This window comes from Alienimonas chondri, assembly GCF_013036045.1.
GTDB classification, from domain to species: domain Bacteria; phylum Planctomycetota; class Planctomycetia; order Planctomycetales; family Planctomycetaceae; genus Alienimonas; species Alienimonas chondri.
Map to the genome: position 1 here is coordinate 1 of NZ_WTPX01000083.1, position 22,337 is coordinate 22,337.

Genomic DNA, 22,337 nt, shown 5'->3' on the forward strand with positions numbered 1-22,337 from the left:
GCGGGGAACGTCCCCTCACCCCCAGCCCCTCTCCCCTAAAAAGGGGCGAGGGGAGTCTCCTACCCCTCCCGCACGTGCAGCGCCGTCTTCGCTCCCACGCCGGGGAGTTGGAAGGTGCGGACGAACTTCAGCCCGCACTTCTCCAGCACGTTGCCGCTGGCGACGTTCTCCTCCTGCCGAATCGCGACCGCGGGGCCGCGGTTCTCGCTGACGGCCCGGGCCGCCTCCGTCGCATAACCCTGTCCCCAATAGGGGCGGGCGAAGCGGTAGCCCAACTCCGGCAGGGTCGGATCGAGGTTTAACTCCGCGACGTGCTCAAACCACGTCGCCTCCCCCACCGGGCGAAACAACACCCACCCGGCGAACGGGCCGGGGGCGGCGCATTTTGAACCGCTCTCTTTGACGTGCACACGCCAAAAACCGAGCGCCGGGTCGTCCGCATGGGCGAGGAACCGCGGCAGCACCTCTTCTTCATACCGCTCCGGCGCCGGCAGGGTGAACGGGCCGAGGGAGACGTACTTCACGACCTCCGGGTCGGCATCCAAGGCGATCAACCGCGGGGCGTCTCCCGGCTCGAACGGGGTGAGCAGCAGGCGTTCCGTCTCGATTGCGGCGGGCATCGGAGAGGCTATTCGTGGCGATTCACTAACCCGACGCGTCAGCGAGGGCGAACCTTGTCGAAGGATCGAATCCCTCGCTGACGCGTCGGGTTAGTATCGACGGCGGTCTGAAACGCAACGCCGGCCATCAATAGTGCGGCGGTTTGTGGGCGCGGGGATCGCTGTCCTCCGGCTCCTCGGAGAGGCGTTCCAGCCGTCCCTCGAATTTTTCAATGCGCCGATTCAGTCCCGCCAACTCTTGAGTGTGCGCCAGCAGCACGCTGTGCATCTGGCTCAGTTCGTGTTGTAGGTGCGTCAACGCGGTTTCGATCGCGGTGAGCCGGGTCTCTGCGGCGTCTGCGGGGGACTCGTTCATGAGAGGAAGCCGCGTTCGCGCATCTCGCCGATGTTGCCCGGGGCGCTGTCCATGATGCACTCCGCGGCGTAGCGGACGAGGGCCACGCCGCCCAGACCGTGCGGGGCGACGAGGATCGCGGTGCGGTCGTCTTCGTCCAGGATTTCGTCCTTCAACTGCTCGACGACCCGCTCCGGGCTGCGGGCGATGACGCCGCGTTTGAGCCGGCGATGGCCGAGCTTCAGATCGCCGAACTTCACGCCGCGGCTCATCAGGAAGCGGACGACTTCCTCGCCGTCCTCGTCGTCGCCCATCGCTCCGTCCCACGGGTCGCCGCCGCCGGGGCTATTGGGATAGCCGTCGTCGTAGCCGTGGCCGGGGTCGAAGGAGGGGCCGTCGTCCTCCTCGGCGTTCGAGAAGAACCCGCGGAACTGCGGCCCGGCGTTGCCGGGGGTGATGATCGTGGGGCGGTCGACGGTGATCTCTCCCTCGACCACGCCGACCGGCTCCCCCCGCTGCTTCGGTTCCAGCGCCAGCTTGTACGGCAGCTTGGTCGCCCCGAACGTAAACAGGCGGAACGGCGTTTTGCGGACGACGTGCACCGCCCCCCACAGCTTCATGAACCCGCGCGGGTCGTCCGGGAGGGCGAAGTCCATGCGAGATCCGGGGGCCGGGGGTCAGATCGAACGAGACGGCGACGCGCCGGGAGGCGTCGTCCCCCGCAGTGTACGGGACGACCGCGGAGTCGTCTGCCCGCCGACGGCGTCGAGACCCCAACGAGCCCCCAACGAGCCCCCGCCCGGACCGCCGTTCAACCCTTCGGAGCATGGCGCCGATAAGAGGAGGGATGTCCGCCACGCTCGCCCGCCCGCCGTTCCCCGCCCGCCTGGCTCGCCTGCCGGTGCCGGTGACGGTGCGTCTGGCGGAGAAGCGCGTGCCGCTGGCGACGATCCGCAATCTCGTCCCCGGCGCCTTGCTGAGCTTCGACAAAGACTGCGGCGCGCCGCTGGACCTGTACGTGGCCAACCGCAAACACGCGATCGGCGAAGCGGTGAAGGTCGGCGAGCACTTCGGCTTGAAGGTGACCGTCGTCCGCGGGGAGTAACGCCGGCGGCGGGCGTGAAGCCGTCGGCGGATGAACCGGGAGACGCATCGGCGTACGCTGACGGGATCGTTCGTCCCGTCCCGCGAGTTCGCCCATGTCGCTCCGCCCGTTCGCCCTGCTGTTGGGCGCCCTGCTGTTCGCCGTTCCCGCCGCCGCGGCCGAGCGGCCGAACGTGCTGTTGATCTGTGCGGACGATCTGACCAGTTGCCTCGACGAACCCGGCGTGGTCACGCCGAACCTCGATCGGTTGCGAACGCGGGCCGTCACCTTCGAGCGGGCCTATTGCCAATACCCGCTGTGCAACCCGTCCCGCAGCAGCATGTTGAGCGGCCTGCGGCCGGACACCACCGGCATCTACGGCAACGGGACGCCGATTCGCCAGGCCGTGCCGGACGTCGTCACCCTGCCGCAGTTGTTCAAAAAGAACGGCTATTTCACCGCCCGGGTCGGCAAGATCTATCATTACGGCAACCCGGGCGATATCGGCACCGATTCGCTGGACGATCCGGAGAGCTGGAACCGCGTGATCAACCCCGCCGGCCGGGATAAAGCGGAGGAGGGCTTGATTATCAACTACACCGCCCGCCGCGGACTGGGCAGCAGCCTGAGCGTGCTGGAAGCGGACGGCACGGACCTCGAACACACCGACGGCCTCGTCGCCGTCGGGGCCGAGGCGTTGATGACGGAGCACCTCAATCAGAACCCGGACAAACCCTTCTTTATCGCCGCCGGCTTCTTCCGCCCGCATTGCCCGTACGTCGCCCCGAAGGCCCACTTCGAGCCGTATCCCAAAGGCTCCGTGACCGTGCCGCCCTTTGACGGCCAGCCCGCCGGCGTGCCGGACGCGGCCGTCTCCCGCATCAAACCGTACCCCTGGTACGGCGTGACGAAGGAGCAGGCGGACGACAGCAAACGGGCCTATTACGCCTCCGTCACGTTCCTCGACGCCAACGTCGGCCGCCTGCTGGACGCGCTGGACGACGCCGGCCAGACGGAAAACACGATCGTCGTGTTCTGGAGCGACCACGGTTATCACCTCGGCGAGAAAGGAATGTTTAAAAAGACGAGCCTTTACGAGCGGTCCGCCAAGGCGCCGATGCTCGTCGCCGCCCCCGGCGTGACGGACGACGGCGGCTCCTGCGAACGGCCGGTGGAGTTCATCGACCTCTACCCGACGCTCGCCGACCTCGCCGGCTTGGGGGAGAAAGCGCCGGAGCGGTTGGAAGGCGTCTCGCTCGCCCCGTTATTAAAGAACCCCTCCGCCGACTGGGACCGCCCGGCGTACACGCAGACCCAACGCAGCAAGCAGTACGGCGGCATGGGGTACAGCGTGCGCAATGCACGCTGGCGGTTCGTCCGCTGGGGCGACGGTGCGACCGAACTCTACGACCACGACGCCGACCCGAACGAGGACGAGAACCTCGCCGCCGATCCCGCCCATGCGGAGACCGTCGAGGAACTCGCCGGTCTGCTGGACGACTACGCGGCGAACTAAAGCGGGCTGACTGATGCAGCGTCCCGGACGCTTGAAGCGTCCGGGACGCTCGGTCGAGGGGTGAATCGGTCGATGGGTGAAGGGGCAACGGCGTCCGCGTAGGCTGGCGGCCCCCCTCGCTCGCAGGCTCGCCCATGTCCGTTCGCTCGCTCCGCCGCGTCTTTGGCGCCCTCCTCCTCGCCCTGCTTTGCGGGTCGCCCGTCGCTCCCGCCGCGGAGCAAGAGCAAAAGCGGCCCAATGTGCTGCTGATCTGCGCCGACGACCTGACGAATTGCCTCGACAATCCAGGCGTGGTCACGCCGAACCTCGATCGCCTGCGGAAGCGAGCGGTCTCCTTCAAAAATGCCCAGTGCCAATACCCGCAGTGCAATCAGTCACGGATCTCCATGCTGACCGGCCTGCGGCCGGATACGCTCGGCGTGTACGACCTCAGTACCTCCGTGCGGGACGCGGCGCCGGACGCCGTCACCCTGCCGCAGCTCTTTAAGAACAACGGCTATTGGTCCGCCCGGGTCGGGAAGGTCTATCATTACGGCAACCCGGGCGATATCGGTACCGACGGGCTGGACGATCCGGCGAGTTGGAATCGCGTCGTCAACCCCGCCGGCCGGGATATTGCCGAGGAGGGACTCATTACCAACTACACGCCGAAGCGGGGTCTCGGCAGCAGCATGAGCGTGTTGGAGGCGGACGGCACGGACGTCGAACACACCGACGGCCTCGTCGCCGTCGGGGCGGTCGCGTTGATGAAAGAATATCTGAGCGAACGCCCCGACAAACCCTTCTTTATCGCCGCCGGCTTCTATCGTCCGCATTCGCCCTACGTCGCCCCCAAGCCGCACTTCGAACCGTACCCGCCGGGCAGCGTGACCGTGCCGCCGTTCGACGGCCAGCCCGCCGGCGTGCCGGACGCCGCGACCGCGTTCACCCGGCCGTACCCCTGGCTCGGCGTGACGAAGGAGCAGGCCGACGACAGCAAACGGGCCTATCTGGCCTCCGTCACCTTCCTCGACGCCAACGTCGGCCGCCTGTTGGACGCCCTGGACGACGCCGGCCAGACGGAGAACACGATCGTCGTGTTCTGGAGCGACCACGGTTATCACCTCGGCGAGAAGGGCCTGTGGAAGAAGCAGAGCCTCTACGAACGCTCCGCCGCGGCCCCAATGATCGTCGCCGTCCCGGGGCAGACGGACCGGGGACAGAGCGCGGGGGCGACCTGCAAACGGGTCGTGGAGTTCCTCGATCTCTATCCCACCGTCGCCGAGTTGGCCGGTTTGAAGGAGCAGGCGCCGAACGACTTGGCGGGCGTCTCGCTGGTCCCGCTGTTGGAGAACCCGAACGCGGAGTGGGACCGCCCGGCCTACACCCAGGTGCGGCGTCGCGCGAAGGACGGCGGCATGGCCTACAGCGTGCGGACCCAGCGCTGGCGGTTCACCCGCTGGGGCGACGGTTCGGAGGAACTCTACGACCACGAGGCCGACCCGAACGAAGACGAGAACCTCGCCGCCGATCCGGCGTACAAGGAGCAGGTCGAAGTGTTTGGCGTGCTGTTGGACGATTACGCGAAGTAGCCGGCGAGCGGAGGGCGTCAGCCCTCTGAGCGTTCCGAACCTGATCGACTGAAACACCGCTCAGGGGGCTGACGCCCCCTGCTCGCCTGCCGACGTTACGATCCCGGAATGACGGATGCGCCGCCCCCCGCCGAAGCGTTTGAAGACGGACTGAGCGACCCCGCCGCGGGGGTGTTCAAGCTCTCGCCGAAGATCACCGCCTACCCGGTGGTCAACGGCAGCGGGGACTTCGCCGTCGCCGTGCGGCAGGCGATGCTCGACGGGGTGCCGGGCAGCGAGGGGGGCGTCGAGAACGCCTTCGAATGCCTCGCCGTGCCGCTGCCGCCCAGCTTTCGGGCGGGACTGGAAGAGGCCGTCCAACACCTGCCGGCGATCAGCGCCGTGGTGCAGGTCGAGCCGCGGGATTGGTCCTATGTGGATCGTCCCGACGGCAGCATCGGGTTCGCCGGGGAAGACGACGACCCGGAGGGCGATCCCCGGGTGTCGTTCGTGCCCGTGGACCCCTGCCAGCCGATCGTCGCCGCGGTGCGGGGGGCGGTGGGAGAGCATCTGTCGCGGTCGTTTATCGATCTGGAAACAGACCGCTACGAGCCGTTCGCCCTGTCGGCGCCGGACCCGTACGCCCTCAAACGCACCGCCGCCGCCCGCTACGCCGCCGCGGTGCTGCCCGCTCTGCCGCGTCCGACCGGGCAGTTCGCCGAGCGTTGCAAACACATGGCCGGCCGGCTGCGACAGCTCGAACGGGTCTACGACCGCATCTTCTTTCCCGTCCCCTTCGCGGAGTGGCCGTGGGTCCGCGAGGCGTATCGCGAAGTCGCCGACCCGAGGGAGGACGACCACGTCGAGGAGCCGGACGTCTATAGCGTCGCCCCCCGCACGCTGGCCTTTTGTTTGGGCGAACTGCCGTACGTCACGGCGCTGTACGAACGCGCCCGGGCGGAGTTGGACCCGGACGAAAGCCTGTCCGTCGACGGCGTGAAGACGTTGCTGTTGGAAGCGCGGGATCGCTACGTCGCCGAGCACGGCAAGCGGGCGCGGCCCGTCACGCCGAAGCTGATGGCGACCTATTTCCGCTACGTCCGCAACCTGTCCCTCATCGAACGTCGGCTCACGCCGGACCTGTATACGCTCGCGGTCGCGGCGAAGCAGATCTTCGGGGACGCCTTCGCCGTGCACCTGATGGAAACGGCCCGCGATTATATCCCGCGGCCGGGGGTGATCTCCGAAGAGACGCCCTTCCGCGTGATGAAGTTCGGGCCGAACCGGGTGCAACTGCCCGACGGGGAGGTCTGCGACGCCGTCAATCGCCTGCCCGGCCCGCCGACGACCTGGCGGACGATCGACCTGAACCGTCGCCCGCCGGAGATCGATAAACAGCACTGGAAGCAGCGCTGGAACCCCTTCCGCCAATGCAGCTATCCGCCGGAGGATCGCAAGATCGAGAGCTTCCGCACACATGTGAAGGACGTGGCGCTCAAGCTGATCGGCTCCGACCTGGCCCGCAGCGAGAAGTTCTCCACCAGTCTGCGGGACGGCCTCGATATTCGGGAGACGCTCCGCAATTGGCACACGGGCGATCTCTACGTCAAAGTGATGCCGCCGGTGCGAGGCGGGATCGACAGCGTTCTCATGCTGTTCGACAGCCCCGCCGACCCCCGCGATTATCCCTGGCGGATCACCTGGCAGGCGGAGCACGCGGACGAATCCACGCTGGCCCTGTTCGCCAGCGATTGGAAGGACGATTTAATCGGCCCGGGCATCGCTCGGGCGACCTACGGCGGGTGCCTGTTCCTGTTCCCCCCGCGGCCGATGGTGGACGTCTGGCACGACCCGCGACTGAACTTCTGCGACACGCTGGAGGAACGCCTGCTGGCCGGCGCCTGTCTCTATGCGGAGGAGAAGCACGTCGCCGTGTTAAGCGACGCGCCCCCCGGCGCCGGCTTCCGTCGCCTGGCCCGCAAATATAAGAAGAAACTGGTGCACGTCCCGCTGAGCCGAATGGGCGCCGCGACGATCGAACGCCTGCGGACGGTGCATGTGCTCAACGGCAAAGAGGTTCGCAGCTTCGCCCCGCATTTTATTCGAGAAAGCTGAAGCGGGAATGGATTCGATCAGCGAACCGGCGGCGGAGATTACGTACGCGCTGGAACCCGATTTAACCGTCGAGGAGTTCGTCGACCTGCTGCACCGGTCGACGCTGGCCGAACGCCGCCCGGTGGACGATGTGGCCGTGATGGCCGGAATGTTGCGACACGCGGACGTGGTGCTGACCGCCCGCTGCGACGGGCGATTGGCGGGCGTCTCGCGGGCGCTGACGGATTACGCCCGCTGCACGTATCTCGCGGATCTGGCGGTCGATACGGCGTTTCAACGCCGGGGGATCGGCCGGGAACTGCTCCGCCGCACCCACGAAGCGGCCGGGTTGCAGACGACGCTAATTCTCCTCGCCGCCCCCGCGGCTCGGGAATATTACCCGCATATCGGCATGCAGCCGCACGATTCCTGCTGGACGATCCCCCGCCGGCCGCTTGAAACGGACGGATCCCCGTTTTGACCCGCCCCGCACGCACCATCGCCACTGGCATCGGGTTCGTTCTGGCGACCTGCGGCTTCGCCGTGGTCGGCTATAAGTCCGCGGGGTGGGGGTGGGTGGACTCATTTTATATGGTGGTCATCACCGTGTTCGGGGTCGGCTACGGGGAGGTGAACGACCTTTCCGAGCGCCCCGGGTTGCGGCTGTTCACCGCGGCGGTGATCCTCGTATGCACCACCAGCGGGCTGTACCTCATCGGCGGGGTCGTGCAGGCCCTGGCGGAAGGCCAAGTGAATCATCTTCTCGGACGGCGGCGGATGACCAAGGGGATTGAACGACTGACCGACCACACGATCGTCTGCGGGTACGGCCGGGTCGGGAAGATTTTATGCGACGAACTGTCGGAGGCCGGCACGCCGTTCGTGATCGTGGATAACGACGAGTCCCGCCTCGCCCCCGCCGAGGAAGCCGGGCTGCTGGTCGTGCTGGGCGACGCGACCGTGGAGGAAACGCTGATCGCCGCCGGCGTGATGCGGGCCCGAACCCTCGCCACCGTGCTGCCGGACGACGCGCTCAACGTGTTCATCACCCTGACGGCCTGCGGCGTCAGCCCCGCAGTTCGCGTGATCGCGCGGGCGGAGAACCCGGCCAGCGAGAAGAAATTGCGTCGCAGCGGGGCGGACCGCGTGGTGCTGCCGGCTCGCATCGGCGCCGGCAAGATCGCCGCCCTCATCACCCGGCCCAGCGCCGAAGACCTGCTGACGCACGCCGAGAGCCGGGCCGATCTGCGGGACGAACTCGCCCGGATCGGCTTGAAGATGAACGAATTCACACTGGAACCCGGCTCGGATCTCGTCGGAGCGACGTTGTCCGAAGTCGAGGCGGCCGGCGGGATCGGGTTCCTCGTCGTCGCCCTGCACCGCCACGCCGCAGACGGCGGCGCCGCGGAGGAGGTGCTGCGTCGGCCGTCCGGCGATTCGATCCTCGCCGCGGGCGACGCGCTGATCGTGCTCGGCTACGACGCCGCCCTGCCCACCCTGGCCCGCAAGGCGAAGACCGAGCACGGCATGGTCTACCGCGGCACTCGCAGCTCGTAACAAAATACCAGCCCGACGCGCGAGCGTCGGCCGTCGGCGCAGCCGTCGGACAAGTTGATTGAATCAAACGACGCACTTCCGACGCTCGCGCGTCGGGCTGGCAATTCACCGTTACGGGGCGACCTGTGCGGCCTTCAACGCCGGATCGTCCAAGTCGAGCCGGTAGAGGACCTGGTTGTATTCATACCGCGGCGCCTTCACCGGATTGCCGGAGAAGTCGCGGGTGAAGGTGCCCTCGAACGCGATCAGGCGACCGTCCGCCGCGTCGAGGAACGAGTGCTGACAGACGTTATAAAAGGTCTGCCGGTCGTGGGAGGCGATCTTCACGGCGGTCTCGAACGGCCCGACGGGGTCGTCGGCCTCGGCGTACCAGACTTCGCCCAGATGCGACGTGCCGCCGATCTGCCCGGCGATTAAAACCCATTTCCGGCGATACTCGTTCCACCGCACCGTGCCGCTGTGGAGCTGCACGCGGTCGTCCGGGTTCGCGGCGTCGGCCGGCAGAAATCGGGCGTGTTCCGGCTTCAAGCGGCTGGCGTCGACCAGTTCCCGCTCCCGCTTCGAGTCCATCGGCGGAGCCTCCTGCTGCCAACGCCAGACCGGAGCCGCGTCCGGGGTTCCCTCCGGCATCTCGGGGGTGAACGCTTCGTATTGATCCGGGTCGAGGACCGCGGCCAGCGTTGCCGGGACGCGCACGTTCGGCATCGGGGCGCCGAACAGCAACCAGTCCCGCCCGTCCGCTTCATAGCGGATCGGGTGCGTCTTCGGATGCCGCCAGCGCTCGGCGGTCGGCAGCACGGAGGCGGAGCGGAACTCGCGGGCCTCGTCGTCCCAGATCGCGACGCCGTGGTCGAGTTCCCTCGCCAACCCTTCCCGCCTCGAATAATGACAGATTAATCGCTCCCGGCCCGTCTCGTCCGGGACGACGCAGAGACCGTCGATCCACACCACCCCCTCCGGCCGATCCGGCAACGGGATCGCCGCCCGGACGAACCCCCCGTTGTCCGTGCGATAGTCGTATCGCAGGGCGTTTAAAAGATCGTCCGCCGTGGTCAGTTCCTTGGCAACCGGGGTCGTCGCCGCGGCGGTGCGGAACAGGCCCAGCGGATAGTTCCTCCGCGAGGTGTCGCCCCAGAACCATTGAATCTGGTTCAGATAAAACGCCGCCTGCACGCTGTCCTGCCCGACGACGCGGCCGTTGAGGGCGGGCGGCACGTCGTGCCCCAGCAGAGCGCTGTCCCGCCAGCGGTCGGCGCCGGTCAGGCGACCGATGCGCTCCGCGGGCAGCTCGCGGTCCACCCGTACCGTGACCGGCTTGCCGGGGTCGGGCGTGACGCGGACGCCCCGATAGCCGAACCCGTCCGCTTTCACCTCGTACCCGTGTCCGCGAACCGACAGCCAGACCTCCGTGCCGAACAGGTCCGGCTCGGCGAACGCGGCCCGGCCGGCGTTGTCCGTGACCAACTGCACGCCGTGCGTCGTTTCCAACTCGATCAGCGGCACGCCGCGCCCGGTGACGGCGTCGACGACCTGTATCTCCGCCAGTTTCCCCGTCGATTCGACCGGCGAATCGGCGATCGGAGCGAACGCCAAAGCGAACGCCAACAGGGCGGCGGCGAACGGGGCGGGGGACATGGCGGAAGTTCGACGGGACGCGAGAAACCGACGCAGCCTATCGCCTCGGCGGTCCTATGCTCCCCCGCCCGCGTCCCGCGCCGTTTTCATCACTGATCCTCGAGTCGTTCGCCGATGGCCGACCCCGCTTCGCCTCCTTCGCCGCCCGGATGGAAACGGATTCTCGTGACTTGGTTGGGCGTCTACCCGCCGCTGCTCGCGTTGGTGTACGGCGTCGATTGGGTGACGAGACGCACGTTGCCGGCCGACTGGCCGGTGATGAACGACAGCGGCACGCTGCAAATCTGGTTCAAACTGCTGTGCACCACGGCGTTTCTGGTGACGGCGATGCACTACGTCATCATGCCGACGATGAACGCCCTGTTCGCCGCGTTCCTCTATCCCGAGTCCAATCCCCGCGCCCGGGCGGAACGGGCGGAGATCGACGCGGCGAGCGACTGCGTGTGAACCGCCGACCGTCAGCCAGCGACGTTCGCATTAAAGAACCGCATCCGCCGCGGCGGCGAGTTCGGCATGCCAGTCCAGCGGCTTCAAGACCGCCCGCAGTCGCGGGTGACAATATAATCGCACCCGTTTGACGTGGTCGTCGAACTGCTCCGTCGCCAGCGTGCGGGTGACCGGCGAGACCTCCGAAAGCGGCCGGGCCGTGCCGTCGGCGCCGATTACGTCCACCTTGAACTGCACCTCCCGGTGAGCCGGCGGGGCGTCTAATAACAGGTCCGTCGGAACGAGATCCCCCGGCACGTTCGCCGTCCCCTTCAAGAGGACGGCCAACGCTTCGGCGACCGCGGCCAGCTGGGCGTACGGGCGCCCGGAGAGCCGGCGGAACACCGCTTCCCCCTCATGCGGACCGAACTCCGCGAGGCGTTTATAGACGCCCTCCCCGACGCCCGGTCGGAACAGCCCGTTCGCCAGCCGTGCGGCGGTCGTGTCTTCGCACACGTCCAGCAGACGCCGCTCGAACTCCGGGTCGATCGTGTCGTAGAGATCCGGTTGAATAAACTCCGCCCGGCGGTCGTAGACGGCTCGCAATAACATCGCGGTCGCGGCCCTCACGGTGTGGTGCCAATAGACCTCCGCGAACATGACATAGCGGGCGAACACCAACAGTTCCGCCGCCGTGCGACCCTTGTTCGTCAGCGCCAATCCGCCGCCCGTCCCGTCGATAAACCGGGGGTGCACGGTGAGGGAGGCGATCAGCCGGTCTTTATCGAAGTTGCGCCCGTACGGCACGCCGGCGTGCAGGCTGTCGCGTTCGAGATAATCCATCTTGTCGACGTCAATCGGCCCGTCCAGCAGCCCCCGCAGCAGCGTGTTCGCGGGGCCGTCGTTCGCTTTGTCGCCTGTCAGGAAGTGCACGACTTCGGCCGGTTCGACGTTCCAGTCCCGCATTAATACGTCGCCGGCGGGCGTGTCCGGGGCGAAGCGGACGGCGGCCTGCCGTTCGTGGTCCGGCACGCCGGGCAGCTTGAGGTCTTCCATCGGATGACAGAACGGCCAATGCCCCACATCGTGCAGCAGGGCGGCGCAGAGGAGCACCTCCGCGTCGTGGGTCGTGACGACCTGAGCGAACGCGTCGACACGGGCCAGACTTCGCAGACACCGCACCGCGTTGCCGTACACGCCGAGGGTGTGCTCGAACCGCGTGTGCGTCGCCCCGGGATAAACCCGCGCCGCGACGCCCAGTTGCGAGACGTGCCGCAACCGTTGCAGCGCCGGCGTATCGACCAACGCCCGCACCCGCGGCGTAAACGGCACGTCCCCGCTGCCCGGCAGCCGCACGATCCCCCCGCTGCCCGGCGGGGCGAGTTCGGGGAGGTCGTGGAGGAAACGGGGCATCGCGGACACTCTATACAACCCATCCTGACTCGCGAAGATCGCGGCCCGCTCTTCTCCCCTCTCCCTTGAGGGAGAGGGGCCGGGGGTGAGGGTGAGCGAGCCTTTGCACACGGCCGTTCTTGGAGTGACGGGCGACAGACGACGACTGAGCGGCGGTATTATGAAAGGTCATCGGGCGGTGAATGCCCCCTCACCCCCGACCTCTCTCCCCCAAAAGGGGGAGAGGGGGGAGGAGTGCGACATACTTGCAACGGCGGTTCGTAGCGTACACGTTGGCGATATGAACTTTTTTGGTTCCGCTAAGCCTGCCGGCGAATCGCGCGTGGCCCGCGCACGAAGACTGCGGCGGGAGGCGTCACGGCCGGAGCGGCGGTTGTGGACGCTCTTACGGGACCGCCGATTAAAAGGTCTAAAGTTTCGGCGGCAGCGACCGATCGGGCCGTTCTTCGCTGACTTTTGCTGCCTCGCTCCGAAGTTGGTGGTCGAGGTAGACGGCACCAGCCATGACGGCCGCGGGGACTACGATCGTGCCCGCGAAGCCTGGATTCGCGACGCCGGGTTCACCGTGTTGCGTATCTCGAATGATGACGTCTTAAACGACCCGGAAGCCGTTCTGACCGCCGTAGCCCGCGCCGCGGGACAGGATGTGTCCGACTGGCAGTGACGCTGGCTTTGCAGAGAAATCGGCGCCCTCTCTTCTCCCCCCCGGTGTTCCCCAACCGGGGGGCGAGGGGGGAAGATCTACACCAACACCCGATCCCGCTGCGGGGCGAACAATTCTTCGACCGTGTCGGCGATCAAGACGTTGTTCTCCGCGGCGTCGCGGTCGCTGAGCAGGTCCCACATCCGCTCGCCGTCGGCGACGGTTTGGCGGAAGCGGCGGGGCATGTCCTCGATCGCGGCGGGGGTGTGGTCGTCCGCGGCGGCTTCCCCGATCGCTTCGCCCAGCAGGATAGGCAGTTCGTCCAGGTCGTCCGTGTGTTCGAAGTCCACCAGGCCGACCAGCAGCGGGTTGAAACGGCCCTCGATCAGGCAGCGGGCGTCGTCGCTGTAGGCGACCAGCGGCTTGCCCAGCGTCCAGGCGATCGCCGCTTCGCTAACGGCGCCCTCGTCCGGGACGCGGCCGTTCAGATTCCAAACCATCGCATCGCAGGCCACGGCGAGCTGATAGACGTCGAGGGCGAAGATCGACTTGTGCAGGAACTCCGCCGCGTCCGCCGGCGCGTAATCGCGGGCGACCAGCAGCGGGAGAATGTTCTTGAACTCCATCCCGTCCCGGTGCGGCAGGTAGACCGGGTAGCCGTGCGCCTGTAAACGGTTCGCGATCAGGGTCATTTCCCGCTTCTCGCAGGCGTTGAACAGCGGGCCGGCACAGTAGACGCGGGGTTTCATCGGCACGGGCGGGACGCGGGAGCGAGGCGGGACGGGGCGAACCGGGCGGGAGTCTACCGACCGACCCGGCCGGGGGAACGCCTAAACCGGGACACCGGTTCACCATTTCTTCGGCTCGCGCGGCGCCACCGCTTCAAGCCGCCTTCGGGCTGAGCGTCAGGCGGACGCCGGCGACCGCGTTCGAGATGCGTCGGACGTTCGTTACCATTCGCGCACCTGTCCGCCCTTCCCCCGCTCCCCAACGCGCCTCGCTCGTGAACGTCGTCATCCTCGGGGGCGGGACGGTGGGCACCAGCATCTGCAAGGTGCTGGGAACCCGGCACAACGTCTGTCTGGTCGACCCGGACCCGGAAGTGCTGGAGATCGCCGGCGAACAGCTGGACGTGCAAACGGTGAAGGGCAGCGCCTGCGACGCCGTCACGCTGTTCCAGGCCGGCGTGCAGTCCGCGGACCTCGTGCTGGCCGTGACCAGCAAGGACGAAATCAACCTCGTCGGCGCCAGCCTGTCCAAAAGCATGGGCGCCCGCCGCAGCGTGGCCCGGGTGTTCAATCCGTCCTATCTGGACAGCAGCACGTTCGATTACCGCCGCCACTTCGGCATCGATCGGCTGCTGAGCCTCGAACGGCTGACCGCCCTGGAGCTGGCCCGCAGCGTGCGGATGCGGGGCATGTTCGTGCTCGAAAACCTCGTCCGCGGCGGCGTCGAGGTGCAGGAGGTGGCCGTCGAAACCGACTCCCCCGCCGCCGGCGTTCCGCTGAAGGATCTGAAGTTCGGCCCCGGCGTGCTGGCGGGCGTGTTCGTGACCGACGGCGTCGCCCGCATCCCCAACGGCGACGACAGCGCCAACGCCGGCGACACCGTCACCCTCATCGGCACCGGCGATTCGCTGGAGGAAGCCGCCAAGCGATTCCGCAAGAACGTTCCGCCCAAGCTGCTGGTGGTGATCGGCGGCGGCGGGGAGATCGGCTTCAACCTCGCCCGGGTGCTCTCCAAGGGGCGCTTCAGCGTCGTGCTGATGGAAGGCGACCGCGACCGCTGCGAGGAACTCGCCACGAAGCTGGACAGCGTGACCGTGCTGCACGGCGACGTCACCCGCCGCAGCGAGATGGAGGAAGCCCGCGTCGACCGGGCCGACGTGTTCGTCGCCGCCACCGGCCGGGACGAGGACAACATCGTCTGCGGCGTGGAGGCCCGCGAACTGGGCGCCGGCCGCATCATGAGCGTCGTCCGCCGCCCCGATTACGCCAACGTGCTGGGCAAGCTGGGCATCGACGTGGCCGTGTCCCCCCGCAGCGTGATGACCCGCCAGGTGGACGGCATGGTGCAAACCGGCGCCGTGCTGGCCCGGTTCGACGTCGCCGGCAACCAGGCCGCGGTGTATGAGGTGGAAGTCCGCGAAGGCTGCGACCTGATCGGCGTGCCGCTGAAGGACGCCGGCTTCCGCGGGGCGCTGGTCGCCGCGATCGACCGCGAAGAGTTCGTCCGCGTCCCCGGGGCGGAGGACATGCTGAAGGCCGGCGACGTCGCCGTGGTCCTCGCCCAGGCCGACGCCGCCGAAGGCGTGCTGGAACGGTTCGAAGCCCAAGGTTGAAGGTGCGAGGTTGAAGGTTTCAGGTTTCAGGGGACGGAGTCTGCCTCCCGCTGCACCCCGCACGGGGGACTCACGTCCCGCCGCTCGCCGTCCCCTTCCACCTTTCGCCTGCCCCCTTCCACCTGCTTTCAAACCCGCTCGCTTGCGGTTTCGCGGGCGTTTGCGAACAACGGCGGTCCCCCATCACCGACGGAGTTCCCGGATGACCCGCCCCGCCCCGCCGCTCGCGGCGTTCTTCACGCTGGCCCTCTGCGTCGCCCCATTGGCGGCACAGGAGAAGCCGCATCAACTGGAGCAGGAGGACTACTTCTCCATCCGTTCGGTCGGCAGCGTGGCGCCGTCGCCGGACGGCACGCAGGTGGTCTACACCCTCACCGGGTGGTCGGAGGACTCCGACAACATGAACACCGATCTGTGGATCGCCCCGAACGACGACGATCCCGCCACCAACGGCATGCGGCTGACGTTCGACGGCGCCTCCGATCGCTCCCCGATGTGGGGGATGGGCCGCGGCCGGCAGGTGATTTACTTCCTCTCCGCCCGCGACGGCGGCGACGAGGCCCCGTTGAACGGCGATACGCAGGTCTGGGCGATCGACCCGGACGGCCGGAACCTCACCGCCGTCACCCGCATCAAAGGCGGCGTGGAGGACGCGGCGGTGACCGCGGACGGCTCCGCGATCTTCTATACCGTCCCGCGGGAGACGGTCGAAGACGACCTCGCCGGGCTGCGGTCGAAATATAAAGACCTCGACTACGGCCACGGCCTGGTCGATTACAGCACGCTGATGCGGCTCGATCTGAACACCTGGCGCAGCGAAGAACTCTACGCCCCGGATCGCTACATCCGCGCCTTCGCCGTCGCCCCGGACGGCAGCAGCGTGGCGATGATCAACGACCCGGACCGCAACCTCATCACCCATGAAGGCCAAAGCCGCGTCGACGTGCTGGACGTGGCCAGCAAGACGACGACCCGCGTCACCCCCGACGGCTGGCGGGACGACCACCCCTCCCCCTTCGGCTGGATCGACGCCCCGGACATCTCCGAGAACGGCAAGGTCGCCTTCACCGTGGCCTTCGACGGCTTCCCGGTGATCCTGTACGTCGCTCAAAAGGTCGAAAAGGGTTGGGCCTCGATGCAGTTCAAGACGGACGGCCCCGTGACGATCGGCGACGGCGCCGCGAAGTTCGTCGACGGCTCCGACGCCGTCGCTTACGTCGGCGAAGACCACGGGCGGGCGCGGGTCTATCAGGTCTCCGACTTCGACGTGCAGCTCAGCGGCCTGCCGAAGAAAGAGGTCGTCACCCCCGGCGACGTGGTCGTGTACGACTTCGCCCTCTCCGCGAACCACGCCCCGATCGTCTCCGCCGGCACGCCGACCGAACTGGGCGACGTCTGGCGGGTGGAAGGCGAGGACTATATTCAACTCACCGACGTCAACGCCCACACGGACGACTGGGTCTTCCCCGAGGTGCAGCTCTATAGCTGGGAAGCCCCGGACGGCGCCCCGGTCGAGGGCATCCTTGAACTGCCGCCCGGCTATAACAAGGAGAAGGACGGCCCGCTGCCGCTGGTCGTTTCCATCCACGGCGGCCCGACCGCCGCGGAGCCGTTTCTGCGGCGCTTCCGCATCTACGGTCGCGGGCTGATGGCGGCGAAGGGCTACGCGATGCTCTCCCCGAACTACCGCGGCAGCACCGGCTACGGCGAGAAGTTCATGGTCGACCTGATCGGCCGCGAGAACGATATTGAAGTCGCCGACATCATCGCCGGCGTGGAAGCCCTCGCCGCCGACGGCACGATCGACCCGGCGAAGGTCGGCGTGATGGGCTGGAGCAACGGCGGGTTCCTCACCAACGCCCTGCTTTCCGAGACCTTCACCGCGGGCGTCGACAGCAAAGAACACGGCTTTGCCGCCGCCAGCAGCGGCGCCGGCGTGATCGATCAGGTGATTCAATGGGGTACCGAGGACACCCCCGGCCACGTGATCAATTATATGGAAGGCAAGCTGCCCTGGGAGAACGTCGCCGAGTACATCGAAAGTTCCCCCCTCTATGAACTCAACAAGACGAAGACGCCTACATTAATCCACGTCGGCGCCGAGGATGCCCGTGTTCCCCCGGAGCACAGCCGCACGTTGTACCGGGCGCTCTATAACTACCTCGACGTCCCCGCCGAGCTGATCGTCTACCCCGGCGAACCGCACGGTTTGATGAAGAAGAAGCACCGGGCCGCCAAGATGGCTTGGGACCACGCCTGGTTCGCCAAGTATTTGAAGGGCGAAGAGAAATAGGTCGGCATCCTCTTCTCCCCTCTCCCTTGAGGGAGAGGGGCCGGGGGTGAGGGTGAGCGAGCCTTCGCACGCTGTCGTTCACGGAGCGATAGGAGAGCGTTGGGATCGTGAAAGGTGACCGGCAGGTTCCAGCCCCCTCACCCCCGACCCCTCTCCCCCAAAAAGGGGAGAGGGGAGGACGAGCGTCCGACGCGACTCTGCTCACCCCAGCAAAATCACTGTCGCCGTCGCGTAGGCCTTGCAGTGGGAGATGGTGACCATCACTCCCTCGACGGAGCCGCCGCGGTCTTTGAGGACCGAGGCGGCGCCGCCGGTGACGGTCATGACCGGGGCGCCGCTGCGTTGGGGGAGGATCTCAAAGTCGTGCCAGCGGACCGGCGGCACGAACCCGGTGCCGAGCGCCTTCATCGCCGCTTCCTTGGCCGCCCAACGCCCGGCGTAGTTCTGGGCACTGTTTTTATGCCGATCGCAATACGCCCGCTCCGCTTCGGTGAAGACGCGGTGGGTAAACGATTCGCCGTGCCGCTCGATGAGGGCGGCGATGCGGTCGCATTCGATAATGTCCGTGCCGAGGCCGACGATCATGGTTCGTCTCTCCCGCCGTGCGTGAGACCGGAGCGCAAGCTCCGGCCGTGCGTCGTTTGATCGTCAGAACGCGCGTCCGGAGCTTGCGCTCCGGTCTCAGGGACGCTTTGCAGTCGCGCCTGCGGTTGGCGGTCTGGGGCGCCGATCACCGTCGGGCGCTCAAACCGCAGGCGACGCGGACGCGATCCAGCACGGCGCCGCCGACGGCGCGGGCCTGTTTGGCGCCGGCTTGCAGCACGTCCTCCACATCGTCCGGGCGGGCCTCCCAGTCGGCCCGGCGTTCCCACGCGGGGGCGAAGTATTCCGTCGCGGCATTGATGAGGGCCTTCTTCGCTTCGCCGTAGCCCATGCCGCCGGCGCGGTACTTTGCGGCGAGTTCGGCCCGCTGCGATTCGTCCGCGAATAACTTATACATCGTGAAGACGTTGTCCCCCTCCGGCTCCTTCACGTCCTCGACGGTCAGGCTGTCGGTGACGATCGAATTGCACTTCTTCTTGAGCCGCTTGGGGGTCTCGAAGATCTCGATCGTGTTGCCGTAGGACTTGGACATCTTCTCCCCGTCCAAACCGATCACCTTGGCGGAATCGTCCAGCACATAGGCCTTCGGCGGAACGAGCACGTCCGCGGAATAGATGTGATTGAACCGCTCCGCGAGGTCACGGGTGATCTCGATATGCTGCACCTGATCGGCGCCGACGGGGACGGTGTCGCTGTCGTACAGCAGGATGTCGGCCGCTTGCAGGATCGGATAGGTATACAACCCGGCGTCGGCGGGCAGGCCGCGGGCCTTCTTCTCTTTATAACTGTGGCCCTTGTCCAGCAGGTGCATCTGGGTGACGGTCAGCAGCGCCCAGAACAGCTCCGTCACCTCCGGCACGTCGGACTGCCGGAACAGCGTCGCTTTGTTCGGATCGAGGCCCAACGCCAGCAGATCGAGCGCCGCGTCGCGGGTGTGCTGCCGCAACACCTCCGGCTCCCCGCGGATCGTGGTGAGGGCGTGCAGGTCCGCGAGGAAGTAGAACGCTCTCCCCGTCGGTTCTTCGGCCGCTTGTTGCAGGGCGATGTATTGGCGGATCGCGCCGAAGTAGTTCCCCCAATGGAACCGGCCGGTCGGCTGAATGCCGGAGAGGACGCGCATGGTTAAGAATCCTTCGCCTCGTCGGCTTCGTCCGTCGGCGAGGGACCATCCCCGGAGACGAACTCCAGCCAATATTCAATCAAATGGACGCGATCCGCATAGCTGACTTCGTCCGGTTGGATCTGGAGGTCGTCGAGTAGCGGGCCGCGGTCCCGCTGAAACAACTCGAAGCGTTCCCAGATTTTCTTTCCGCCGGGCACTGGACGGCTGGTGTCCTGTGCCCGCAACCAATTGCGAACCACCGTGACGGCCCTCCGCGGGTCGCCGCCGTGGGCGGCGATATCTTGGCCGGCGAGGTCGGAAAGAAACTGTTGATATCGATACGGATCGACGTCCAGAATCAACGCGACCTTCTCCCGCTGCTTCTTCGGACCGAACCGTCGCGCGGACAAGAACATGCCCAACTCCAGCGGCATATTGAATCGGGGCAGCCCCGCGGCGTTCGGTTCGGTGCGGGAGATATCGTGCAATCCGAACCGGCATTCGCCGATCAGGTCGAGGATCTTCTCGACGCGGATCGCCGCCGAATCGACGGCTTCCAGAGCGCAACGGGGCCGAAACCCGCAGTCAAAGACGCAGAATAGAATCGCTTCAAACAGCGGGTCGTAGTCCGCGTCGAACGGACAGTTCACGAACACGTCCTGTTTCACGAGGCCTGCCGCCCCGAGCCGTTCTTCGTCTCCTGCTTCGCCGCACGCTCCCGATCTGCGACGACTCGCTTGATCGCCGCGACCGCCTGAGCTTTCGTGAAGCTCTTTGGCTTCCCGGGCGCCTTTTGGATCACGCGTTTGGTCATCGGTCCGACTCTCGAGAAGAGGAAGGCGTTCCCACCGCCTGGGCGGTTTTCGCCGGACCCAGTGTCCCGACCAACCCGCGAACGGACAACACCCCTTCCTCGCTCATCGCCGCGGCGAGGTCCTTGACCAAGCGGCCGGACACCGTCGGGTCGGCGAAGTTCGCCGTGCCGACCTGCACGGCGCTGGCGCCGCAGACGAGGAACTCCAGCACGTCGTCGACCGTGCGAATCCCCCCGCAACCGACGATCGGCACGTCCACGGCCTGAGCGACCTGATAGACGATCCGCAACGCCAGCGGTTTGATCGCGGGGCCGGACAGGCCGCCGATGCCGTTGCCCAGCACGGGGCGGCGGGTCCGCCAGTTCACGGCCAACCCGGTGAAGGTGTTGACCAGCGTGACGGCGTCCGCCCCGGCCTCCGCGGCGGCCTTCGCCACGCTGGGGACGTCGGTGACGTTGGGGGTGAGCTTCGCCAGGATCGGCAGGTCGCAGGCGGCCCGGACGGCGCTCACGACCGCGGCGGCGCCCTCCGGGGTGCGGCCGTAATCGACCCCCCCGCTGACGTTGGGGCAGGAGACGTTCAGCTCGATCGCGTCGGCGCCGCCGGCCTGCTCCACCTGGGCGGCCATCGCGGCGAACTCGTCGGGACTCTTGCCGGCGACGTTGGCGATCACCGCGGTCCCCAACCCGCTGAGGTAGGGGAGATGATGCGCGCAGAAGTGATCGACGCCGTCGTTATCCAGGCCGATGCTGTTGAGCATCCCGGCGGGGGTTTCGACGGTGCGCGGCGGCGGATTGCCGGTCCGCGGCTGCGGGGTGACCGTCTTGGGGACGACGCCGCCCAGCGTGGACAGATCCACCAGCGGGGCGAACTCCCGGGCATATCCGAAGGTGCCGCTGGCGACCAGAATCGGGTTCGCCAAGCGCAAGCGGCCGAGGGCGACGGATAGGTCGGGGGCGGGCGGATCGGCCGTCGGGGTCACCTGAGCAGTATAGCGAGCTGGGGCCGGCTGGGGCAGGATAGCCCCAACGCACGGCCGCCAATGGACGACCGGGCGCCGCCGCCCACTCCAACCACGGAAGCTCGCCTTGATTGCCCTCGAAGTCTCAAAGAACGGCGAGCGGGTATGTATCGCCGGTGCGGAGGATCTGGGCGTGCTGGCGGCGCACGTGTCCGCAGTGGGCCGACTCGGGACCGCGACCGTCCCCATCCGGCCGGACGAAGGCGAGCCACATATCCACTTTTCCGTGAGCGGACTGACGCGGCGGGCGGACCCGAACGCGGACGTCCATCCACGGTGGCAGGGCATCACGTCGCTGGCGGTCGGCGACGAGATCACCGTGCGGGTGCTTGAGACCGACGTGGCTGACCCGGCGGTTTCGGAAGCACCGGCCAAGTGTGACCCTGAAAATCGGTGAATACCCGCCACCTGTCGGCGACGACAAAGTGGGGGACCCGGTTCGCCGTCGGGGTCTCCCCGGCTCAGATGATCCCGCCGTGGGTGCGGTAGGGGGTGGCGCTGTCCGGCAGGTCGAGGAACCAGATGCGTTCCCAGATGCGGGTGATGTGGCGGAGGTTCTCCGACACGTACAGCAGCTGGCGGGCCCGTTCGTCACGCTCGGTGGCGTAGATGGGGACGACGCAGCCGGTCTGGATCGCGGCGGCTCCCACCAACAGAGCCAGGGCCGCCGCCGTTTTCAGGCGGCGAGTCCGGGTGGAGCGAACCGCTTTGAGGCGGGTAGTCTTGGGGGTGGTCATTGCAGGCTCTCTCCCAAACGGCCGCGGGGCCGGGCGGATACCGGGTCGGGACACATGCCCCCGCCAGCGTCGCCTGAGGGATCCGCGAACGGATCGCTCCGAAAACGTCGGGCGTCGGGGGCCGGGCCCGGGGCGGTCCGGAGGAACCGCCGCGACCCGTCATGCCGGATGAATCGGCCGCTCCGCCCGTCACCTTCACGCCGCTTGCCCGGCTCCGGCCGGATGGTGCGGATTTTCCGGATTCGCGGGCTTTCAGGCCGTCAATTCCCCCGCGCCCGAACGGAATCCGGCCCCCCGAGACCACGAACCCCCGAGCCCCGACCGTCAGGGAGCGGGCCGCTCACGGTCGTTCGGTCGGAGGCGTGCGGCCGGTGCGCGGAAACGGCGTCGTCCCGCTTTTCGATGCGGCGCTTCTCGATGCGGCACAGCGCTCGGCCGGCAAAGAGCGACCCCTCCCTGACGGTCGGGGCTCGGAGCGACTTCGCCTTACTCGCCGGCGCTGGTGACTGCGGGGGGCGGGTCGGGACGCATCGGCGCCCGGTCGGCGCTTTGC

General features: G+C 67.4%; 22 protein-coding genes. 11 read left to right on the forward strand and 11 right to left on the reverse strand.

All coding sequences use genetic code 11. From position 1 onward, the window contains the following. Positions 1-59 precede the first annotated feature (59 nt). The 3 genes from LzC2_RS13045 to LzC2_RS13055 form a co-directional block, all read right to left on the reverse strand. A complete protein-coding gene (locus LzC2_RS13045) occupies positions 60-620 on the reverse strand; it encodes a GNAT family N-acetyltransferase (protein ID WP_171187645.1) in 561 nt (186 codons plus the stop codon). 127 nt (positions 621-747) lie between these two features. Next, positions 748-975, reverse strand: a complete 228-nt coding sequence (locus LzC2_RS13050) for a SlyX family protein (protein WP_171187647.1) — start codon at positions 973-975, stop codon at positions 748-750. Continuing rightward, a complete protein-coding gene (locus tag LzC2_RS13055; RefSeq protein ID WP_171187649.1) occupies positions 972-1,610 on the reverse strand; it encodes a hypothetical protein in 639 nt (212 codons plus the stop codon). Before LzC2_RS13055 ends, LzC2_RS13050 begins: the two co-directional genes overlap by 4 nt. 191 nt (positions 1,611-1,801) lie before the next feature. Here LzC2_RS13055 and LzC2_RS13060 point away from each other — a divergent pair, with 191 nt between their 5' ends. From LzC2_RS13060 to LzC2_RS13085, 6 genes are all read left to right on the forward strand, one after another. Further along, the gene (locus LzC2_RS13060) at positions 1,802-2,059 is read left to right on the forward strand and encodes a FliM/FliN family flagellar motor switch protein (protein WP_171187652.1); all 258 of its coding nucleotides are present in this window, start codon (positions 1,802-1,804) and stop codon (positions 2,057-2,059) included. A gap of 94 nt (positions 2,060-2,153) precedes the next feature. Then, positions 2,154-3,554 carry a sulfatase gene (locus tag LzC2_RS13065; protein ID WP_171187654.1) on the forward strand — a complete coding sequence of 467 codons (1,401 nt, stop codon included), beginning with the start codon at positions 2,154-2,156 and terminating at the stop codon, positions 3,552-3,554. Between the two features lie 134 nt (positions 3,555-3,688). Next, positions 3,689-5,125, forward strand: coding sequence for a sulfatase (locus tag LzC2_RS13070; protein WP_171187656.1), 1,437 nt, complete (start codon positions 3,689-3,691; stop codon positions 5,123-5,125). 108 nt (positions 5,126-5,233) lie between these two features. After that, positions 5,234-7,219 (forward strand): hypothetical protein, encoded by a 1,986-nt coding sequence (locus LzC2_RS13075; RefSeq protein ID WP_246254986.1) that lies wholly within the window; start codon positions 5,234-5,236, stop codon positions 7,217-7,219. Positions 7,220-7,226: 7 nt separating this feature from the next. Further along, positions 7,227-7,679, forward strand: coding sequence for a GNAT family N-acetyltransferase (locus LzC2_RS13080; RefSeq protein WP_171187658.1), 453 nt, complete (start codon positions 7,227-7,229; stop codon positions 7,677-7,679). Beyond that, entirely contained in the window at positions 7,676-8,755 is a 1,080-nt protein-coding gene (locus LzC2_RS13085) for a potassium channel family protein (protein ID WP_171187660.1), read from the forward strand. The genes LzC2_RS13080 and LzC2_RS13085 overlap by 4 nt, the downstream gene beginning before the upstream one ends. Before the next feature lie 111 nt (positions 8,756-8,866). Here the strand turns inward: LzC2_RS13085 and LzC2_RS13090 are convergent, their stop codons facing one another. After that, a complete protein-coding gene (locus tag LzC2_RS13090; protein ID WP_171187662.1) occupies positions 8,867-10,390 on the reverse strand; it encodes a hypothetical protein in 1,524 nt (507 codons plus the stop codon). Between the two features lie 114 nt (positions 10,391-10,504). Here LzC2_RS13090 and LzC2_RS13095 point away from each other — a divergent pair, with 114 nt between their 5' ends. Further along, positions 10,505-10,837, forward strand: a complete 333-nt coding sequence (locus LzC2_RS13095) for a putative antibiotic biosynthesis monooxygenase (protein WP_171187664.1) — start codon at positions 10,505-10,507, stop codon at positions 10,835-10,837. A 30-nt stretch (positions 10,838-10,867) separates the two neighbouring features. On the opposite strand, the gene LzC2_RS13100 is transcribed toward LzC2_RS13095, so the two are convergent. Next, a complete protein-coding gene (locus LzC2_RS13100; protein ID WP_171187666.1) occupies positions 10,868-12,229 on the reverse strand; it encodes an HD domain-containing protein in 1,362 nt (453 codons plus the stop codon). A 280-nt stretch (positions 12,230-12,509) separates the two neighbouring features. Between LzC2_RS13100 and LzC2_RS13105 the strand changes: the two genes are divergently transcribed. Then, entirely contained in the window at positions 12,510-12,893 is a 384-nt protein-coding gene (locus LzC2_RS13105) for an endonuclease domain-containing protein (RefSeq protein WP_171187668.1), read from the forward strand. 77 nt (positions 12,894-12,970) lie between these two features. On the opposite strand, the gene LzC2_RS13110 is transcribed toward LzC2_RS13105, so the two are convergent. Continuing rightward, positions 12,971-13,621, reverse strand: a complete 651-nt coding sequence (locus LzC2_RS13110; protein ID WP_171187670.1) for a nucleoside 2-deoxyribosyltransferase — start codon at positions 13,619-13,621, stop codon at positions 12,971-12,973. 254 nt (positions 13,622-13,875) lie between these two features. Between LzC2_RS13110 and trkA the strand changes: the two genes are divergently transcribed. Further along, on the forward strand, positions 13,876-15,213 hold the full coding sequence (trkA, locus tag LzC2_RS13115) for a Trk system potassium transporter TrkA (protein ID WP_171187672.1): 1,338 nt from the start codon (positions 13,876-13,878) through the stop codon (positions 15,211-15,213). 202 nt (positions 15,214-15,415) lie between these two features. Beyond that, positions 15,416-17,506 carry an alpha/beta hydrolase family protein gene (locus LzC2_RS13120; RefSeq protein WP_171187674.1) on the forward strand — a complete coding sequence of 697 codons (2,091 nt, stop codon included), beginning with the start codon at positions 15,416-15,418 and terminating at the stop codon, positions 17,504-17,506. 201 nt (positions 17,507-17,707) lie between these two features. On the opposite strand, the gene acpS is transcribed toward LzC2_RS13120, so the two are convergent. From acpS to LzC2_RS13140, 4 genes are all read right to left on the reverse strand, one after another. Then, complete coding sequence (gene acpS / locus LzC2_RS13125; protein WP_171187676.1) at positions 17,708-18,091, reverse strand: holo-ACP synthase; 384 nt, start codon at positions 18,089-18,091, stop codon at positions 17,708-17,710. Positions 18,092-18,236: 145 nt separating this feature from the next. Beyond that, entirely contained in the window at positions 18,237-19,229 is a 993-nt protein-coding gene (gene trpS, locus LzC2_RS13130; protein ID WP_171187678.1) for a tryptophan--tRNA ligase, read from the reverse strand. Between the two features lie 2 nt (positions 19,230-19,231). Beyond that, entirely contained in the window at positions 19,232-19,861 is a 630-nt protein-coding gene (locus tag LzC2_RS13135) for a hypothetical protein (protein ID WP_194362392.1), read from the reverse strand. 160 nt (positions 19,862-20,021) lie between these two features. After that, complete coding sequence (locus tag LzC2_RS13140; protein WP_315854660.1) at positions 20,022-21,008, reverse strand: dihydroorotate dehydrogenase; 987 nt, start codon at positions 21,006-21,008, stop codon at positions 20,022-20,024. 106 nt (positions 21,009-21,114) lie between these two features. Here LzC2_RS13140 and LzC2_RS22300 point away from each other — a divergent pair, with 106 nt between their 5' ends. After that, entirely contained in the window at positions 21,115-21,444 is a 330-nt protein-coding gene (locus LzC2_RS22300; RefSeq protein ID WP_246254988.1) for a hypothetical protein, read from the forward strand. Between the two features lie 64 nt (positions 21,445-21,508). On the opposite strand, the gene LzC2_RS13145 is transcribed toward LzC2_RS22300, so the two are convergent. Continuing rightward, a complete protein-coding gene (locus LzC2_RS13145) occupies positions 21,509-21,784 on the reverse strand; it encodes a hypothetical protein (protein ID WP_246254989.1) in 276 nt (91 codons plus the stop codon). Between the last annotated feature and the right edge of the window lie 553 nt (positions 21,785-22,337).

Coding starts and splice junctions, on each gene's coding strand:
- LzC2_RS13045 (WP_171187645.1), bottom strand. CDS start 620: ATGCCCGCCGCAATCGAGACGGAACGCCTGCTGCTCACCCCGTTCGAG.
- acpS (WP_171187676.1), bottom strand. CDS start 18,091: ATGATCGTCGGCCTCGGCACGGACATTATCGAATGCGACCGCATCGCC.
- LzC2_RS13050 (WP_171187647.1), bottom strand. CDS start 975: ATGAACGAGTCCCCCGCAGACGCCGCAGAGACCCGGCTCACCGCGATC.
- LzC2_RS13120 (WP_171187674.1), top strand. CDS start 15,416: ATGACCCGCCCCGCCCCGCCGCTCGCGGCGTTCTTCACGCTGGCCCTC.
- LzC2_RS13105 (WP_171187668.1), top strand. CDS start 12,510: ATGAACTTTTTTGGTTCCGCTAAGCCTGCCGGCGAATCGCGCGTGGCC.
- LzC2_RS13060 (WP_171187652.1), top strand. CDS start 1,802: ATGTCCGCCACGCTCGCCCGCCCGCCGTTCCCCGCCCGCCTGGCTCGC.
- LzC2_RS13080 (WP_171187658.1), top strand. CDS start 7,227: ATGGATTCGATCAGCGAACCGGCGGCGGAGATTACGTACGCGCTGGAA.
- trpS (WP_171187678.1), bottom strand. CDS start 19,229: ATGCGCGTCCTCTCCGGCATTCAGCCGACCGGCCGGTTCCATTGGGGG.
- LzC2_RS13090 (WP_171187662.1), bottom strand. CDS start 10,390: ATGTCCCCCGCCCCGTTCGCCGCCGCCCTGTTGGCGTTCGCTTTGGCG.
- LzC2_RS13145 (WP_246254989.1), bottom strand. CDS start 21,784: ATGACCACCCCCAAGACTACCCGCCTCAAAGCGGTTCGCTCCACCCGG.
- LzC2_RS13055 (WP_171187649.1), bottom strand. CDS start 1,610: ATGGACTTCGCCCTCCCGGACGACCCGCGCGGGTTCATGAAGCTGTGG.
- LzC2_RS13110 (WP_171187670.1), bottom strand. CDS start 13,621: ATGAAACCCCGCGTCTACTGTGCCGGCCCGCTGTTCAACGCCTGCGAG.
- LzC2_RS13095 (WP_171187664.1), top strand. CDS start 10,505: ATGGCCGACCCCGCTTCGCCTCCTTCGCCGCCCGGATGGAAACGGATT.
- LzC2_RS13070 (WP_171187656.1), top strand. CDS start 3,689: ATGTCCGTTCGCTCGCTCCGCCGCGTCTTTGGCGCCCTCCTCCTCGCC.
- LzC2_RS13065 (WP_171187654.1), top strand. CDS start 2,154: ATGTCGCTCCGCCCGTTCGCCCTGCTGTTGGGCGCCCTGCTGTTCGCC.
- LzC2_RS13100 (WP_171187666.1), bottom strand. CDS start 12,229: ATGCCCCGTTTCCTCCACGACCTCCCCGAACTCGCCCCGCCGGGCAGC.
- LzC2_RS13075 (WP_246254986.1), top strand. CDS start 5,234: ATGACGGATGCGCCGCCCCCCGCCGAAGCGTTTGAAGACGGACTGAGC.